Origin of the sequence: Atopomonas hussainii (assembly GCF_900109735.1) — a bacterium.
In the GTDB taxonomy this organism is placed as follows: Bacteria; Pseudomonadota; Gammaproteobacteria; order Pseudomonadales; family Pseudomonadaceae; genus Atopomonas; species Atopomonas hussainii.
The window spans coordinates 75,349-90,963 of sequence record NZ_FOAS01000008.1; the positions used below are offsets into that span (position 1 = coordinate 75,349).

Below are 15,615 nucleotides of genomic sequence, written 5' to 3' on the forward strand. Positions count from 1 at the left end.
CGCGCGCTGCAGCAGCTGCTTAACCCTGCTGCAGCGTGGCGATGGCCAAACCGGGAAAGTCTGTAATCAGGCTGTCGACGCCCATGCTGGCCAAGCGGCGCATGTCCTTGGCGTGATTCACCGTCCACACCGAAACGTGCAAGCCTTGCTGCTTGGCGTGCCGCAGGCGCGCCGGGCTGCATAGCTTGTGGTTGAGCACCAGTAAGGCACAGTCGTAACGTTTGGCGACTTTGATTGGCTCTAGCCAAGCACGCTCGGCGACGAATCCCCGAGGAATTTCCGGCGCCAGTTGCTGTGCTGCACGCAGCACACTGCGTGAGCTTGAGGTGATGGTGACTTTGCCGTGCAGCTTGTGGCTGTCGTGCAGTTGCTTGATGGCCTGCACCAACTGTTGTGAGCGCTTGCGTGAGGCGCTTTTTACTTCCCACTGCCAATGATCGAAATCACAAGCGAGTACCAACTGCTCGAGCGTGGGGATTGGGCAAGGCTGCGCGCATGGCGGGCCATTACGCCGCGCATCGAGCTGGGTAAGGTCACTACTGTGCCAATGATCGACGCGCCCGTGGCGGCCTGTGGTGCGGCGCAGGTCCGGGTCGTGGATGACCATTAGCTGTCCGTCGCGGCTCAGATGCAGGTCTAGCTCAACGTGGCGAATGCCCAGTTGTTGCACATGCACAAAGCTGGGTAGGGTGTTTTCCGGCACTTCGCCGCGTGCGCCGCGGTGGCCAACGAGTATGGTCATGGTTGGTTAGGGCTGGCTGTGTTGAGGAGCATGGATAAGCACAGTGTTGATCACATGAGCGTGCTCAAAGTAGACACTGAATTGCGGGTAATCCCAGCGTGTGATGGGTGGATTACCCACCGCGGGACGTCGCTGCAAGGGCTCGCCGAACTGAGCGCTGACGCTCGCTGGGCTTTGCCCGCGCTCGGGCAACACAATCAAGGGATTGCCTTGTTGCCCTAGGGGAATTTGCACGGTTTCGGCGTGCAGCGCGCCACTGCTAAGCAGCACGGCCAGCGCTGTGAAGGCAATGCGCAGAGGCTTCACGATTTATGGCGCTCAAGCTCTTCACGGCGCTCGCTGGCTTGCTTCTGCAAGATGTGCCTGGCCAGTAACTGACGCTGCGCTTCGCTCAAGTCTTTGAATTCGCAGCCAATGGTATACAGCCCCGGGGTGTTTTCGCTGCAGTAAACCACTTCGCCCTTGAGCAGCAGGCCAATGGCCTGAGGCTGCAATAGTATTTTGAGTGCGAGCAATTGGCCGCACGGAATTTCTTTGGGCTGCACCCAGCCCATGCCACCCTCGGATAGGGTCACCCCTTGCTGATGGCCTTTGCCGCCTAAGAAGCTCTGCGCCAGTGCTTGGCCAAGTAGCTCAATGCGCTTATTGATGATTTTTAAATAGGCGGCCAGTGTGCGATCGCGCTCATTGATGTTGCGATACAGGTGCTGCGAGTCGAAGTCCAGCAGATGCAATTCGCCGAGCAAATGAAACAGCGGCGATGTCTTAAACACCTCATCGGCATCGTTGGCATCTTCAATGGCGGTGAACTCCAACGCCACGGTGTCTGCCACACGAAAAAAATCGCGTCGTTCATCTGAGGTTAATTTCGACATACAATCTCCCGCTGTTTTGTCACTGCATTTCAGTGTAATAGCCCTAGTTTAGGGCGTGCTACCGGAATATGCCCACAGGGATAGAAATCCATGTTCAGACCGCTTCCGATGTTTATCGGAATCCGCTACACCGGCGCTAAACGGCGCAACCATTTCATCTCGTTTATTTCCTTAAGTTCCATGATTGGTTTGGCACTGGGTGTGCTGGTAATGATCTTGGTGCTGTCGGTGATGAACGGCTTCGATCGTGAGCTACGCGGGCGCATTCTCGGTATGGTGCCGCATGCCACCATCACGTCGTATACGCCGGTCGAGGACTGGCAAGCGCTGGCGGCCAAAGTCAGCAGCAATCCGGAAGTGGTCGGCGTCGCGCCGTTCACGCAAATGCAAGGCATGCTCACGCACAGCGGCCAAGTGCAGCCGGTGTTGGTTAATGGCGTGCTGCCCGAGGCCGAAGACAAGGTGTCGATCATCAGCCAGCACATGCGTGCAGGCCAGTTGGCAGACCTAAAAAGCGGCGAATTTGGCATTGTTATCGGTGATCTGGCGGCGCGACGCTTTAACGTTAAAGTCGGCGACAAGCTGACCTTTGTGCTGCCGGAAGCTTCTGTCACCCCAGCCGGCGTATTCCCACGCCTGAAGCGCTTTACCGTAGCGGGTATCTTCAAAGTCGGCGCCGATCTGGATGGTTCGCTGGCCTTAGTGCATGTCGAAGACGCGGCGCGCATCCAGCGCTGGAAGCCTAATCAAGTCGAAGGTGTGCGTTTGCAGTTGAAAGACTTGTTCCAAGCGCCGCGCGTGTCTTGGGAGTTAGCGCGCAGTTTAGAAGGCCAAGACTTCTACCCGCGCGACTGGACGCGCAGTCACGGCAATCTGTTCCAAGCCATCCGCATGGAAAAAACCATGATTGGCTTGCTGCTGTTTTTGATTATCGCGGTGGCAGCGTTCAACATTGTGTCCACCTTGGTGATGGTGGTGACCGACAAGCAAGGCGATATCGCCATTTTGCGCACCTTGGGCATCACGCCCGCGCAAGTGATGGGCATTTTTATGGTGCAGGGCAGTGTGATTGGCCTGATTGGCACCACCATCGGCTGTGTGTTGGGCGTGATTGCCGCGCTGAATATCACCAGCTGGATTGCCGCGCTGGAAAAGCTCCTCGGCCATCAGTTCTTAAGTAGTGATGTGTACTTCATCAATTATCTGCCGTCGCAACTCTTGTTGTCGGACGTAGTGATGATCTGCTCGGCAGGTTTGCTGCTGAGCTTCTTTGCGACCCTGTACCCGGCGTGGCGGGCTTCGCGTGTGCAACCGGCGGAGGCGCTGCGTTATGAATGATGTGGTGTTGAAGTGCGTCGAACTGCGCAAGTCGTATGACGAAGGCCCGGAAGCGGTGGAAGTGTTGCGCGGCGTTGAGCTGAGCTTAAAAGCCGGCGAGCGGGTGGCGATTGTCGGCAGTTCCGGCTCGGGCAAAACCACCATGCTGCATATGCTGGCGGGGCTTGATGTGCCGAGCTCTGGCGAGGTATGGCTGGCTGGTGAGCAGCTCTCGGCGCTGAATGAGCGTCAGCGTGGTTTGCTGCGTAACAAGTCGCTGGGCTTTGTCTACCAGTTCCACCATTTGCTGCCGGAATTTAACGCCTTTGAGAACGTGGCCATGCCACTGCTGATCGCCAAAGTGCCGATGCAGGATATCCGTGGTCGTGTGACCGCCATGTTAGAGCGCGTCGGCTTAAAGCATCGTATCTCGCATAAGCCGGCCGAGCTTTCCGGTGGTGAGCGGCAGCGGGTGGCCATCGCCCGCGCCTTGATCAATCAACCGGCGTTGGTGCTGCTGGATGAGCCGACCGGTAACTTGGATCAGCACACCGCAAAAAGCATTCAAGAGCTGATGCTTGAGTTGAGTCAGTCGTTGAAAACCGCCTTTTTGGTGGTCACGCACGACACCAGTTTGGCCGCGCAGATGGATTACGCCTGGCGCTTAGACGAAGGGCGCTTAGTCAGCGCTTAAACGCTGCGAGTTATAAATTAAGCCTGCCACGGTGCACCGTGGCAGGCTGTGTGAAAACTACTGCACTTGGCTATGCGGCGTTAAAAACAGGCTCAAAATGCTCACAAACCCGCAGGGGCGGGTTTGAACAGCTTTAGCTGGCCCGAGGGCGGAGCACAGGATGTGCGGAGTATTTACCACACGTAAACTGCGCTTTTTCGCCTGTTTTTGCCTTGCCTAGCCTGCGCTCGCGACGTTTTCACACAGCCTGGTTGGCGGGCTTTTTTCTGCTTGACCGAGCATAAAGTGCTACCTAAAGTAGCTGTCAGCGCCGATTTAAACAGCAACTTGCGGGGCGCTTTACAAAAACCGCTAAAGCGCTGGTCCGGTGTTAGCCACCGCACCCAGCGGTATCTCGGCTCACAGGAAATTCACTATGCTCTCGCCGCGTTGTCGTTACCGTCTTTTGCAGCACTCCCTTGGTCGCGTGCAGGCCGCTCCGCGCTTGTTAAGTTGTGCCGGCAGTCGTGCCGATGTGCAGTTGGCAGCGCTGCGTTATGGCGCGCAGTGGCAAACACTGGGTGCCGCTGAACTGGCTGCATGCGCGGACGACAGTTTCGATCACTTGGTGTGGGATGGCCGCGAAGCGGCGCCTGTGCTTGGCGAATTGCTGCGCGTAGCGCGTAGCGGGGTGCTTGTGCGGCCCTTGCCGGCGTTGACCGGGTTAAGTCTCGTAGTCGATAGCGGTGATGTAGTAGAGCCGCTCGCCAGTGGGGGTGTGAATTCTGACTTCGGCATCGAGCGGCTTGCCTAACAAGCCACGCGCTAGCGGTGAATCAATGCTGATTAAACCTGCCTTCAGGTCAAACTCGTCGGGGCCGACGATGCGGTAGCGGCTTTCGTTACCGTTTTCATCTTCCAGCGTCACCCAAGCGGCAAAAAACACGCGGCCGGTATCGCTCGGTGGTTGGTCGACCACCTCTAGTGCCTCCAACCGTTTACGCAAAAAACGCACGCGGCTGTCGATTTCGCGAAGCATTTTTTTGCCGTAGGTGTACTCGGCGTTTTCCGAACGGTCGCCTTGGGCGGCGGCTTCACTCACCGCTTGGGTGACTTGCGGGCGGCGCACATGCCATAGCTCATGCAACTCAGCTTGCAGGCGGGCGGCGCCAGCGGCGGTAATTAGGGCGGTGCCGGGACGGCGAGGGGGGCGATAACGTGACATGCGCCGATTGTCGATAGCCGGCAGAAGCTTGGCAAGCGGCGCTGTATCGATTTGTACTGTACAGCTGAGTTGCTGACCAACTGTTATGGTTACACCTTGCATGCTTGCGTTACTGTGCTAAACCCAATCGATAAGGCCGCGCACGGAGGACACGCCATGACCAATCTTCTGTTGTATCAACAGATCGCCCAACAGCTTGCCGATGACATCAGTCGCGGTGTCTATCAAGCTGGCGAGCGTGTGCCTTCGATTCGTAAAATGAGCGTGCAACTGGGCGTCAGTCACGCCACGGTTTTGCAGGCTTATGCCTCGCTGGAAGATCAGGGCTTTATTCGCGCCCGCCCGCAGTCGGGCTATTACGTGCACCCCAATGCCATGCTCACCGCGCCAACGCCGGATATCGCTAAGGTCGAGAAGCCCAGCAAGGTCACGCGCGGTAGCATCATTGAGCAAGTCTTATCCGAGTCGCGGCGTGACGATAATGTCATGGCCCTTGGCGCTGCCGTGCCGCATATCGACTACTTGCCGCTGCGCCCACTGCAGCAGCACTTGGCCAAAGTCACACGCTTTAACAGCCAAAAAGCCTTTAGCTATATGTTCAGCCCGGGTTACGAGCCACTGCGGCGACAGGTGGCGATTCGTATGCGTGATGCTGGCGTGGCGGTGAACCCGTCGCAGGTCACCATTACCCATGGCTGCGTAGAAGCCATGCAACTGGCCCTGCGCGTAACGACCAAGCCCGGCGATATCGTAGCCACGGAGTCGCCGATCTATTACGGCTTTTTGCAGTTGGCCGAGCTGCTCGGGCTTAAAGTGGTGGAGATACCCACCGACCCAACCACCGGCTTATGCTTGGACTCACTGCAGATGGCGTTGGAGCGCTGGTCGGTTAAAGCGCTGGTGATGACCTCGCGCTTGGGCAATCCGCTGGGCGCGGTAATGGCCAGCGAGCGACAAAAGCAGCTGCTTAAGCTGATGCGTAGCTTCAACGTACCGGTGATTGAAGACGATATCTACGGCGAGCTGATGTTCGAAGAGGGCAGCCATAAAGCGCTGAAAGGCTACGACAAGCACGGCCAGGTGATTTATTGCTCGAGCTTTTCGAAAACCTTATCCCCCGGCGTACGGGTCGGCTGGCTGGTCGCCGGGCCGTATCAAGAAGCTGTGCAGCGCCTACAAACCTTCACCACCCACACTGCGTGCAGCGTCACCCAGCTGGCGGTAGCGTCTTATCTGGAAAACGGCGGTTACGATCGGCACTTAAGGCATGTGCGGCAGGAGTACCGGAAAAACCTCACCGCCTATCAGCTGGCCGTGCAGCGTTATTTCCCTGAAGGCACGCAGATCACCCGGCCGCAGGGCGGGTTTATTCTGTGGATTAGCTTGCCGGGCAAGATCAACACGCAAGATTTGCATCGCTTAGCGCTGGAGCATGGCATCAGTATTGCGCCGGGGGTGATCTTCTCCAACAGCGAGCAGTTCAATCACTGTATGCGGCTTAATTGCGCGATTCCGTGGCGCAAAGAAACCGATCAGGCGCTGGCAACTTTGGGCCGTTTGGCCAATGAGCTGCTGCACAGCGCCTAAGCGGCGCTTGGCTTAATCGAGCTGAAAGCGCGCGGTATTGTCTTGCAGGGTGCGGCTGCCTTGTTGCAGCTGTTGGCTGGCCAAGCTCACGGCTTGGGCGCCTTGCAGCAGTAAGCCGGCGGCGGTATCCACTTGTTGGATATTGCCGCTGACTTCATCGGCGGTGGCGGCCTGTTGCTCGGCGGCAGCGGCAATTTGATTGATCATGTCGGTCATGCGCAGTACCGCTTCGGCGATTTCATGCAGGCTGTCGCCCATGTGGGTGACGGAGCTGACGTCTTTCTCGGCTTGTTTGCAGGCTTGTTCCATCACCTGTGAAGCGTCGTTGACGATGCTTTGCAAGGCGCCGATGGTTTGGCTGATTTCTTGGGTGGATTCTTGCGTGCGCTGCGACAAGCTACGCACCTCATCTGCCACCACGGCAAAACCGCGGCCCTGTTCGCCGGCACGGGCGGCTTCAATGGCGGCGTTCAAGGCCAGCAAGTTGGTTTGCTCGGCAATGCCTTTAATCACGTCGACCACTTGGTTGATCTGCTGGGCCTGATCACGCAGCTGTTGCAGTTTCTGTGCAGATTGCCCCAAGCGCTCGCCCAGCTGCTGCATGCTTTGCGTGGTTTTCGCGCTGTCGTTAGCGCCTTGCTCGGCGGCATCGCGGGTTTGTACCGCTTCATGGGCAGCCATTTCGCAGTTTTGCGCGACGTTCTGTGCGGTGGCTGCTAATTCATGCGAGGCCGCGGCAATCTGGCTGACTTGCTGTTGCTGGGCTTCGACTTGTTGCAGCGCGGTGGCGGATTCCTGCGATAGCTGTGACACGGTGGCGTTCAACCGGTCGGCTTCTTGATCGACGCTCTGTAGGGTTTCTTTGAGTTGGTTCTGCGCGCTTTTTAGCGAGGCGGCAATGCTGGCCAGCTCGTCATTGCCGTGCACGCTGAGGCGTTGGGTTAAATCGCCTTGGCTCATCGCGTGGGTGGCGTCGGTGATGCGTAGGGTGCTGCGGCGGATCGAGCTGTTCAAACAAATCAGGCTGTACAGCGCCAGCAAGCCTAACCCGGCAAAAATACACAGACTGGTCAGCAGAGTTTGCTGAGCGTTGCTGCGGTAATGGCCAATGCGCTCGCGAAAGCGCTCGCTCAGCCGCGTGCTGAACTGATTGAGCTGCGCGGTGCTGTCGGCGCCCACTTGCAAATACTCACTGGCGCTTAGGCTCAGGTTGTCGACCAAGCGCTGCTGGGTCATGGCCATAAAGGCATCGAGATCGCTGCGCATTTGCTCGATGGGTTGTTGCAGTTGCTCGCTGGTCTTCGGGTATTGCTTGAGCAGCGCGTCGAGGGTTTTATCCAGCGCTAGGCGAGAGCGCTCTAAGTCGCGTATCAGGCTGGCGAACTCAACCCGTTGCTTGAGGCTGAAGTGCCCGTTATGGGCAATGGCAGCGCCTTGATCGCGAATTTGCGCGAGCCCTTCATGCACCGTTGGGAGTTGCTCGACCAAGGCCTCGAGAATCAATGAGGTATCTAGCCAAGGGTCAAGATTCAAGCGCGTGTCATTGCTGACGGCTTCACGCCAATCGGCAAGCTGTTCGATCCACAGCGTGTGCTGCTCCAAGGCTTCCGGGCCGGGCGTTTTCTCTAGCTGCGCGACTAACAGGGTGCGCCGGGCTTGCTCTAGGGTTTGCCACTGCGCTTGTGTTTGCGGGTCGAGCTGCAGTTCGCTGGCGACCTGCTCAATACGCTGCGCCGCTTCGCCCCAAGGGCTTTCGTTGTTGCTGGCGGCGGCTTTGAAGGCTTCGTCACCGGCCTTCCAAATATTCACATTACCGCGATGCAGTGCGGCCAGCTCTTGCAGTGGTGTGAGTTGCGCGATGAGCTCGATACCCGAGAGTTCGCTATCAATGCTGCGCAGGTCAGCCATAACCTGACTGGTAATTTGCCACAGGGCATACAGCATCGGAGCGAGAAACAGTAAAAACAGTAACTGAAATTTGCGCGCAAAATTAAAACGCTCAAACAGTCGAATACCCGGCATCAGCAGCTTCATGGCGAATTCCTTGCTCATTCTCCGCTTGTTATCGGTCGCCTGACAGCGAGCTTTATTCGCCACGTGAAAAACGTGGGCTTATGGCTTCAGTGTGGCAGAGATTTCACGCTTTGCAGGTCAGACTGCTGGCCGCAATGCAGCGTTGGCGCCCCTGTTGTTTGGCTTGGTAAAGCGCAAGGTCAGCGCGTAAAAGCAGCTGCTCGGCAGCTTCGTTACTTTCGATCTGTGCCACGCCGGCAGAAAAGCTCAGCTCTAGCGTGTTGGGCTCAATGCTTAGCGCGCCTTGTTGCAGCGCTTCGAGTAGTCGGTTGGCGCATTGCAGGGCTTGTTCCTCGGTGGTTTTGGGCAGCAATAAAACAAATTCCTCGCCACCAAAACGCGCCAGTGAAGAGAGATTGCTGGCGCTGTCAGACTCGCGCAGGTGGCGTTTCACAAAGGCAGCAAACTGTTTGAGCACATCGTCACCGACCAAGTGACCGTGCTGATCATTGATTTGCTTGAAGTGGTCCAAGTCGAGCATGACGACGGAAAACACTTGGTTGTGCAGGGCGAACTTTTGCTGCAGCACGTTGAGCTGCTCATCAAGATGACGGCGGTTGAAGGTGTGCGTCAGCTCGTCGAGTTGGCTCTGCTGGCGAATGCGTTGATTGCTTTGCTCCAGCTCGCGCTGACTGCGGCGTAAGGCGCGCCGTACCGCCGACAAGCGACTGCCAATAATGCTGATCGCGGTTAAGAGGGCGGCAAATAGCACTAAACGGTACAGCTCTAGGCGAAGGTCAGCGTTGCCATACAGATAGCTACTGACGCCCACTGCGGCGGCGTTGATGGCAAAGGCGAACAGGCTCACCCGCGCGTATTGCCAGTGATTGAAGTAATAGGCGCCGAAAAACAAAAAAGGCAAAAACACCGCGAGCACTTCGCCGCGCAGCGTGGGTAAGAAGAAATAGAACTGACTAGACCACAGAATGCCGAGCAGGATTTGCAGTTCGGTCAGGCCGGGATCGCTGAAGCGCAGGTTCTTCTGACTCAGAAGCAAGTACAGGCAAAGGCCGCAGCATGCAATAAGGCTGATGGCTAGCTGCCAAGTAACCCATGCGGGTGTATTGATGACGCCTAACCACTGCCCGAAGAGGTACAGCAGTAAGCCGATGAGTTGGGTGCAAAAGCCAGTTGCCCAGCGTTGCAGACGCAGTCGCTGTGCGCCTTGGCTGGTGTCTTTTTTATGCATTATTAGTGACAGCTGTGGCGGTAAGCCATCGTAACCATGCAGCAGGTAGGGGAAAAGCGTGCGATTAGTTTGACGCCAAGCATGCTGACCAATGGTTGGCCGCCCGGCATTGCGCAGGGCGGCCGGTTGCCATCAGATGTTCAGTTTGTCGCGCAGGTCGTAATAGAAGGCGCCGAGGGCGGTAAACGGCACGCGGAATAAACGACCGCCGGGGAAGGGGAAGTGCGGCAGGCTAGCAAAGGCGTCAAAACGCTCGGCTTGACCACGCAGTGCTTCGGCTAGCACGCGACCAGCAACGTGGGTATAGGTCACGCCGTGGCCTGAGCAGCCTTGCGAGTAATAGATGTTGTCGCCAATACGGCCCACTTGCGGTAGGCGCGATAAGGTCAGGAGGAAGTTGCCGGTCCAGGTGTAATCGACTTTCACATCTTTCAGCATGGGGAAGGTTTTGAGCATCTTCGGGCGAATAATGCGTTCGATATCTTCCGGGTCGCGGGCGCCATAAACCACGCCGCCGCCGTAGATCATGCGCTTGTCGCTGGTTAGGCGGTAATAGTCGAGCAGGTAGTTGCAGTCTTCTACGCAGTAATCTTGTGGCAGCAGTTCGGCGGCCAATTCTGGGTCGAGTGGCTCGGTGGTCAGTACTTGGGTGCCGCAGGGCATGGCTTTGGCGGCAAGCTCCGGCAGCAGATTGCCGAGATAAGCATTGCCGGCCACGACAATAAACTTGCAGCGCACACGGCCTTGTTCGGTATGCACCACTGGGCTGGCGCCGCGCTCAATGCGAGTGGCCGGGCTTTGTTCGTAAATCACCCCGCCTAGGCTTTCAAAGGCCGCCGCTTCGCCAAGGGCAAGGTTCAGTGGGTGGATATGGCCGCCGCTCATGTCCAGCATGCCGCCAACATAGCGCTCGGTTTTCACCACTTTGCGGATGCCTGCGTGGTCGAGCATTTCCAGTTGGGTGTGGCCGTGTTTTTCCCACAAGGCTTTCTGCGCGCGCAAATGGCCCATCTGTTTTTCATTGAAGGCAGCGAACACGCCGCCGTCTTTTAAGTCGCACTGGATATCGTATTTAGCGATGCGCTCACGAATGATGCGGCCGCCTTCAAAGGCCATGTGCGCCATCAGTTCGGCGTTGCGCTTATTGGTTTGCTTTTCGATCGCGTCGATATCGCGGCTATAGCTGTTGACGATTTGCCCGCCGTTACGTCCAGAGGCACCCCAGCCCACCTTCGCCGCCTCAAGGATGGCGACCTTAAAGCCGTTCTCGGCCAAGTGCAGGGCGGTAGATAAGCCCGTGTAGCCAGCACCGATAACGCAGATATCGGTTTCGATCTCGCCTTGCAGGGCGGGGCGGGCAGGGCTTGGGTTGGCGGAACCGGCGTAATAAGAAGGCGCGTGCGGGGTGTTCGTCATTTTTTAAGCCTTGTTGATTATTTTAAACATTGGCGCCGATCATAGCGCCGCCAAGCGGGCAAGCCAAGCCTCTCATGCGTTGTTTTACGGGGCTTGCGGGTTGTGTTGTGTGGGGCTTTCTGAAACCATACGCGGCTTACTTTCCAGTTCCTCGCTGGTGGGCATGTCAATCGTCAAGTACGACGATCTGCTGTCTGCAGCGCCGCGTACTGGCTAATCCGTAACCCATGTGGCCTTTGGTAGGGGTCACCACTGAGATGAGGAGGCGCCACCATGCCCGTTATCACTCTTCCCGATGGTAGTCAGCGTAGCTTCGATAGCGCTGTGACTGTATTTGATGTCGCCGCCAATATTGGCGCAGGTCTGGCCAAAGCGGCGTTGGCCGGCAAGGTCGACGGCCAGTTGGTCGACACTTCTTATGTGATTGAAAACGACGCCCAGCTGGCGATTGTCACCGCGCGTGACGAAGACGGCGTTGAAGTGCTGCGTCACAGCTGCGCGCACTTAATGGCCATGGCCGTGCAGGCGTTGTTCCCCGGTGCGCAAGTGACCATCGGCCCGGTGATCGACAACGGCTTCTATTACGATTTCGACTATGAGCGGCCGTTCACCAGCGAAGACCTCGTCGCGATCGAGAAGAAAATGGCCGAGCTGGCCAAGCAAGATTTCACCGTGCAGCGCTTCTTAATGACCCGCGATGAGGCCGTCGCGCATTTCGATAAGCTGGGCGAAAAGTACAAGGTCGAGATTATTTCCTCGATTCCTAGCAACGAACCGCTGTCGTTCTATCAGCAGGGTGAGTTCGTTGACTTGTGTCGTGGCCCGCACGTGCCGTCCACCGGCAAGCTGCAAGCCTTCAAGTTAATGAAGGTGGCTGGCGCCTACTGGCGTGGCGACAGCAAGAACAAAATGCTCCAGCGCATTTACGGCACTTGCTGGGGCAGCAAGCAGGATCTGAAAGACTACTTGCATCGTTTGGAAGAAGCCGAGAAGCGCGATCACCGTAAAATCGGCAAGCGTCTTGACTTGTTCCACACTCAAGAAGAAGCGCCAGGCATGGTGTTCTGGCATGCCAACGGCTGGACGCTGTATCAGGCGCTGGAGCAGTACATGCGCCAAGTGCAGCGCAAGCACGGCTATCAAGAGATCAAAACCCCGCAAGTGGTTGACCGCTTGCTGTGGGAGAAGTCCGGCCACTGGGCCAACTACTCGGACATGATGTTTACCACCGAGTCAGAAAGCCGCGACTACGCCATCAAGCCGATGAACTGCCCCTGCCATATTCAGGTGTTCAATCAAGGCTTAAAGAGCTACCGCGATCTGCCGCTGCGTTTGGCCGAGTTCGGTGCCTGTCACCGTAATGAGCCTTCTGGTTCGCTGCACGGCATCATGCGCGTGCGCGGCTTTACTCAGGACGATGCGCACATCTTCTGTACCGAAGAGCAAATGCAGTCTGAGGCGGCTGACTTTATCCGTCTGACCTTGGCGGTGTACGAAGACTTTGGCTTCGAGCAGATCCAGCTCAAACTCTCGACTCGCCCTGAAAAGCGTGTGGGTACTGACGATTTGTGGGATCGCGCCGAGCAAGCCTTGCAGGCTGCGCTGGATGCCGCCGGCCTGCCGTGGGATCTGCAGCCGGGCGAAGGTGCGTTCTACGGGCCAAAAATCGAATTCTCGCTAAAAGACTGCCTCGGCCGCGTTTGGCAGTGCGGTACCTTGCAGCTCGACTTCAACTTGCCGGTGCGCTTGGGTGCTGAATATGTGGCCGAAGACAACAGTCGCAAACACCCGGTGATGCTGCACCGCGCCATTCTGGGTTCCTTCGAGCGCTTTATCGGTATTCTGATCGAGCATTACGAAGGTGCCTTCCCGGCATGGCTGGCGCCGCTGCAAGCGGTGGTGCTGAATATTACCGATAATCAGGCCGCTTTTGCTAAAGAAGTGGCTGCGGCGCTAGAAGACGCGGGCTTCCGTGCAAAAGCCGACTTGAGAAACGAGAAGATCGGCTTTAAAATCCGCGAGCATACTTTGCTCAAGGTTCCGTTCCAGCTGGTAATCGGCGATCGGGAAGTTGAGTCACAAACAGTTGCCGTGCGCACACGAGAGGGTCTGGATCTGGGTTCGATGACAATCGCTGAATTCCGTGATCACCTAGCCAACGTCGTGGCTCAGCGCGGTCGCAAACAGACGGAAGGGACCCATTAAGGCCATATGAGACAAGACAGAAAAGCCCCGCAACGCGCACCTATCAACGAAAATATCACGGCCCGCGAAGTACGCCTGATCGGTGCTGATGGTAATCAGATCGGTGTGGTTTCCATTCGTGAAGCCCTTGCCAAAGCGGAAGAGGCCGGTCTTGATCTGGTCGAGATCTCTGCTGACGCGCTCCCGCCTGTATGTCGCATCATGGACTACGGCAAGCATCAGTTTGAAAAGAAGAAACAAGCCGCTATTGCGAAGAAAAATCAGCATCAGCAGCAGATTAAAGAAATTAAGTTTCGTCCAGGGACGGAAGAAGGGGACTATCAGGTCAAGCTACGCAACCTGACTCGTTTCCTTGAAGATGGGGACAAGGCCAAGGTATCGCTACGATTCCGCGGTCGTGAGATGGCCCACCAGGAGCTGGGTATGGAGCTGCTCAAGCGGGTTGAAAAAGACCTCGCTGAGATCGGCACCGTCGAACAGCATCCTAAGATGGAAGGACGCCAGTTAATGATGGTCATCGCCCCCAAAAAGAAGAAGTAATACCCAGGGCACTGCCAGGCCTTGCTATTACAGTGTTTTACCCAATGCGGAGTTACGAACATGGCAAAGATGAAAACCAAAAGTGGCGCAGCCAAGCGCTTTAAGAAGACTGCCAATGGCTTCAAGCACAAGCACGCCTTCAAGAGCCACATCCTGACCAAAATGACTACTAAGCGTAAGCGTCAGCTGCGTGGTACCAATCTGGTACACCCATCTGATGTACAAAAAGTAGAGCGCATGCTGCGCGTTCGTTAATCGGTCAAGATTTTAGAGGAAATTACTCATGGCTCGTGTTAAGCGTGGCGTTATCGCTCGTGCTCGTCACAAGAAAATTCTCAAGCTTGCAAAAGGTTACTACGGTGCGCGTTCGCGTGTATTCCGCGTAGCCAAGCAGGCGGTTATCAAAGCAGGCCAGTACGCCTACCGTGACCGTCGTCAGCGCAAGCGTCAGTTCCGCGCCCTGTGGATCGCTCGTATCAACGCTGGTGCTCGTCAGAACGGTCTGTCCTACAGCCGCCTGATCGCTGGCCTGAAAAAAGCGTCCATCGAGATCGACCGTAAGGTTCTGGCCGATCTGGCGGTGAACGAGAAAGCGGCGTTTGCTGCGATTGTCGAAAAAGCAAAGGCTTCTCTGGCCTAAGCCCTAAGACAGTCACCGGGTTCGCCCGGGGCAATCGTCATCAATAGGGGAAGGGCCTTGGCTCTTCCCCTATTTTGTATCTGGAGCATCACCATGGAAAACCTGGACGCGCTGGTCAGCCAAGCCTTGGCCGCCGTACAAGAAAGCGCCGATGTCCCCGCCCTAGAGCAGCTGCGCGTGCAGTATTTGGGCAAGAAAGGCGACATTACTCAGTTGATGAAGTCGCTGGGCGGCCTGAGTGCCGAAGAGCGCCCTAAAGCGGGCGCTTTGATTAACGAAGCGCGCGACAAGGTGCAGGCGGCGATGAACGCACGCCGCGCCAATCTCGATAACGCCGCGTTGGCTGCCCAATTGGCAGCGGAAACCGTGGACGTCACCTTGCCCGGTCGCGGCCAAGAAAGTGGTGGCCTGCATCCGGTGACCCGCACGCTGGAGCGTATCGAGCAGTTTTTTACCCATATCGGCTATCAAGTGGCCGAGGGGCCAGAAGTCGAAGACGACTACCACAACTTCGAAGCGCTTAATATTCCGGGCCACCACCCGGCGCGCGCGATGCACGACACCTTTTATTTCAACGCCAACATGTTGCTGCGTACGCACACCTCGCCTGTGCAGGTGCGCACCATGGAGTCGCAAGAGCCGCCGATTCGTATCGTCTGCCCCGGCCGCGTGTATCGCTGCGACTCAGACCTGACCCACACCCCGATGTTCCATCAGGTGGAAGGGCTGCTGGTCGATCGCGAAGTGAGCTTTGCTGACCTCAAAGGCACCATTGAAGAATTCTTGCGCGTGTTCTTTGAAAAAGAGCTCGCGGTACGTTTCCGTCCGTCGTTCTTCCCCTTCACTGAGCCATCCGCCGAGGTGGATATCCAGTGCGTGATGTGTAACGGCAAGGGCTGTCGCGTGTGTAAGCAAACCGGCTGGCTCGAAGTGATGGGCTGCGGCATGGTGCACCCCAATGTGTTCCGTGCCTCCAAGATCGATCCGGAGCAGTTCCAAGGTTTTGCTTTTGGTATGGGCGTGGAGCGCTTGGCGATGTTGCGCTATGGCGTGAATGACTTGCGCTTGTTCTTCGATAACGACCTGCGGTTCCTCGGCCAGTTTCGCTAGCCGTGCACCCACTTTGCGATTTA

15 protein-coding genes are annotated in these 15,615 nt (G+C 57.0%); 8 read left to right on the forward strand and 7 right to left on the reverse strand.

Going from position 1 to position 15,615, the window contains the following annotated elements; translation table 11 throughout:
- Nucleotides 1-19: 19 nt before the first annotated feature.
- The 3 genes from BMX80_RS09160 to BMX80_RS09170 are packed head-to-tail and all read right to left on the reverse strand — an operon-like array spanning nt 20 to nt 1,617.
- Complete coding sequence (locus BMX80_RS09160) at nt 20-742, reverse strand: glycerophosphodiester phosphodiesterase (protein WP_074867472.1); 723 nt, start codon at nt 740-742, stop codon at nt 20-22.
- Between the two features lie 6 nt (nt 743-748).
- The gene (locus BMX80_RS09165; RefSeq protein ID WP_407922788.1) at nt 749-1,048 is read right to left on the reverse strand and encodes a phosphodiesterase; all 300 of its coding nucleotides are present in this window, start codon (nt 1,046-1,048) and stop codon (nt 749-751) included.
- A complete protein-coding gene (locus tag BMX80_RS09170; RefSeq protein WP_074867473.1) occupies nt 1,045-1,617 on the reverse strand; it encodes a PilZ domain-containing protein in 573 nt (190 codons plus the stop codon). The genes BMX80_RS09165 and BMX80_RS09170 overlap by 4 nt, the downstream gene beginning before the upstream one ends.
- Nucleotides 1,618-1,707: 90 nt before the next feature.
- On the opposite strand from BMX80_RS09170, the gene BMX80_RS09175 reads away from it, so the two are divergent.
- Both BMX80_RS09175 and lolD read left to right on the forward strand, forming a co-directional pair.
- The gene (locus BMX80_RS09175; protein ID WP_071872599.1) at nt 1,708-2,955 is read left to right on the forward strand and encodes a lipoprotein-releasing ABC transporter permease subunit; all 1,248 of its coding nucleotides are present in this window, start codon (nt 1,708-1,710) and stop codon (nt 2,953-2,955) included.
- A complete protein-coding gene (gene lolD / locus BMX80_RS09180; protein WP_071872600.1) occupies nt 2,948-3,628 on the forward strand; it encodes a lipoprotein-releasing ABC transporter ATP-binding protein LolD in 681 nt (226 codons plus the stop codon). The genes BMX80_RS09175 and lolD overlap by 8 nt, the downstream gene beginning before the upstream one ends.
- Nucleotides 3,629-4,331: 703 nt before the next feature.
- Here lolD and greB read toward each other — a convergent pair.
- Complete coding sequence (gene greB / locus BMX80_RS09185; protein WP_074867475.1) at nt 4,332-4,832, reverse strand: transcription elongation factor GreB; 501 nt, start codon at nt 4,830-4,832, stop codon at nt 4,332-4,334.
- A gap of 156 nt (nt 4,833-4,988) precedes the next feature.
- Between greB and BMX80_RS09190 the strand changes: the two genes are divergently transcribed.
- The gene (locus BMX80_RS09190) at nt 4,989-6,419 is read left to right on the forward strand and encodes an aminotransferase-like domain-containing protein (RefSeq protein ID WP_071872602.1); all 1,431 of its coding nucleotides are present in this window, start codon (nt 4,989-4,991) and stop codon (nt 6,417-6,419) included.
- A gap of 12 nt (nt 6,420-6,431) precedes the next feature.
- On the opposite strand, the gene BMX80_RS09195 is transcribed toward BMX80_RS09190, so the two are convergent.
- The 3 genes from BMX80_RS09195 to BMX80_RS09205 all read right to left on the reverse strand — a co-directional run bounded on the left by BMX80_RS09195 (nt 6,432) and on the right by BMX80_RS09205 (nt 11,097).
- Complete coding sequence (locus BMX80_RS09195; RefSeq protein WP_074867477.1) at nt 6,432-8,453, reverse strand: methyl-accepting chemotaxis protein; 2,022 nt, start codon at nt 8,451-8,453, stop codon at nt 6,432-6,434.
- Between the two features lie 103 nt (nt 8,454-8,556).
- Complete coding sequence (locus BMX80_RS09200; RefSeq protein WP_071872604.1) at nt 8,557-9,681, reverse strand: GGDEF domain-containing protein; 1,125 nt, start codon at nt 9,679-9,681, stop codon at nt 8,557-8,559.
- A 132-nt stretch (nt 9,682-9,813) separates the two neighbouring features.
- A complete protein-coding gene (locus tag BMX80_RS09205) occupies nt 9,814-11,097 on the reverse strand; it encodes an NAD(P)/FAD-dependent oxidoreductase (protein WP_071872605.1) in 1,284 nt (427 codons plus the stop codon).
- 273 nt (nt 11,098-11,370) lie between these two features.
- On the opposite strand from BMX80_RS09205, the gene thrS reads away from it, so the two are divergent.
- The 5 genes from thrS to pheS all read left to right on the forward strand — a co-directional run bounded on the left by thrS (nt 11,371) and on the right by pheS (nt 15,592).
- Nucleotides 11,371-13,302: a threonine--tRNA ligase gene (gene thrS, locus BMX80_RS09210; protein WP_071872606.1), complete on the forward strand. Its 1,932-nt coding sequence runs from the start codon at nt 11,371-11,373 to the stop codon at nt 13,300-13,302.
- A 6-nt stretch (nt 13,303-13,308) separates the two neighbouring features.
- Complete coding sequence (gene infC / locus BMX80_RS09215; RefSeq protein ID WP_071872607.1) at nt 13,309-13,842, forward strand: translation initiation factor IF-3; 534 nt, start codon at nt 13,309-13,311, stop codon at nt 13,840-13,842.
- A gap of 60 nt (nt 13,843-13,902) precedes the next feature.
- Nucleotides 13,903-14,097, forward strand: coding sequence for a 50S ribosomal protein L35 (gene rpmI / locus BMX80_RS09220; RefSeq protein ID WP_071872608.1), 195 nt, complete (start codon nt 13,903-13,905; stop codon nt 14,095-14,097).
- A gap of 28 nt (nt 14,098-14,125) precedes the next feature.
- A complete protein-coding gene (rplT, locus tag BMX80_RS09225) occupies nt 14,126-14,482 on the forward strand; it encodes a 50S ribosomal protein L20 (protein WP_071872609.1) in 357 nt (118 codons plus the stop codon).
- A gap of 93 nt (nt 14,483-14,575) precedes the next feature.
- Nucleotides 14,576-15,592, forward strand: a complete 1,017-nt coding sequence (pheS, locus tag BMX80_RS09230) for a phenylalanine--tRNA ligase subunit alpha (RefSeq protein ID WP_074867480.1) — start codon at nt 14,576-14,578, stop codon at nt 15,590-15,592.
- The last annotated feature ends 23 nt before the right edge of the window (nt 15,593-15,615 follow it).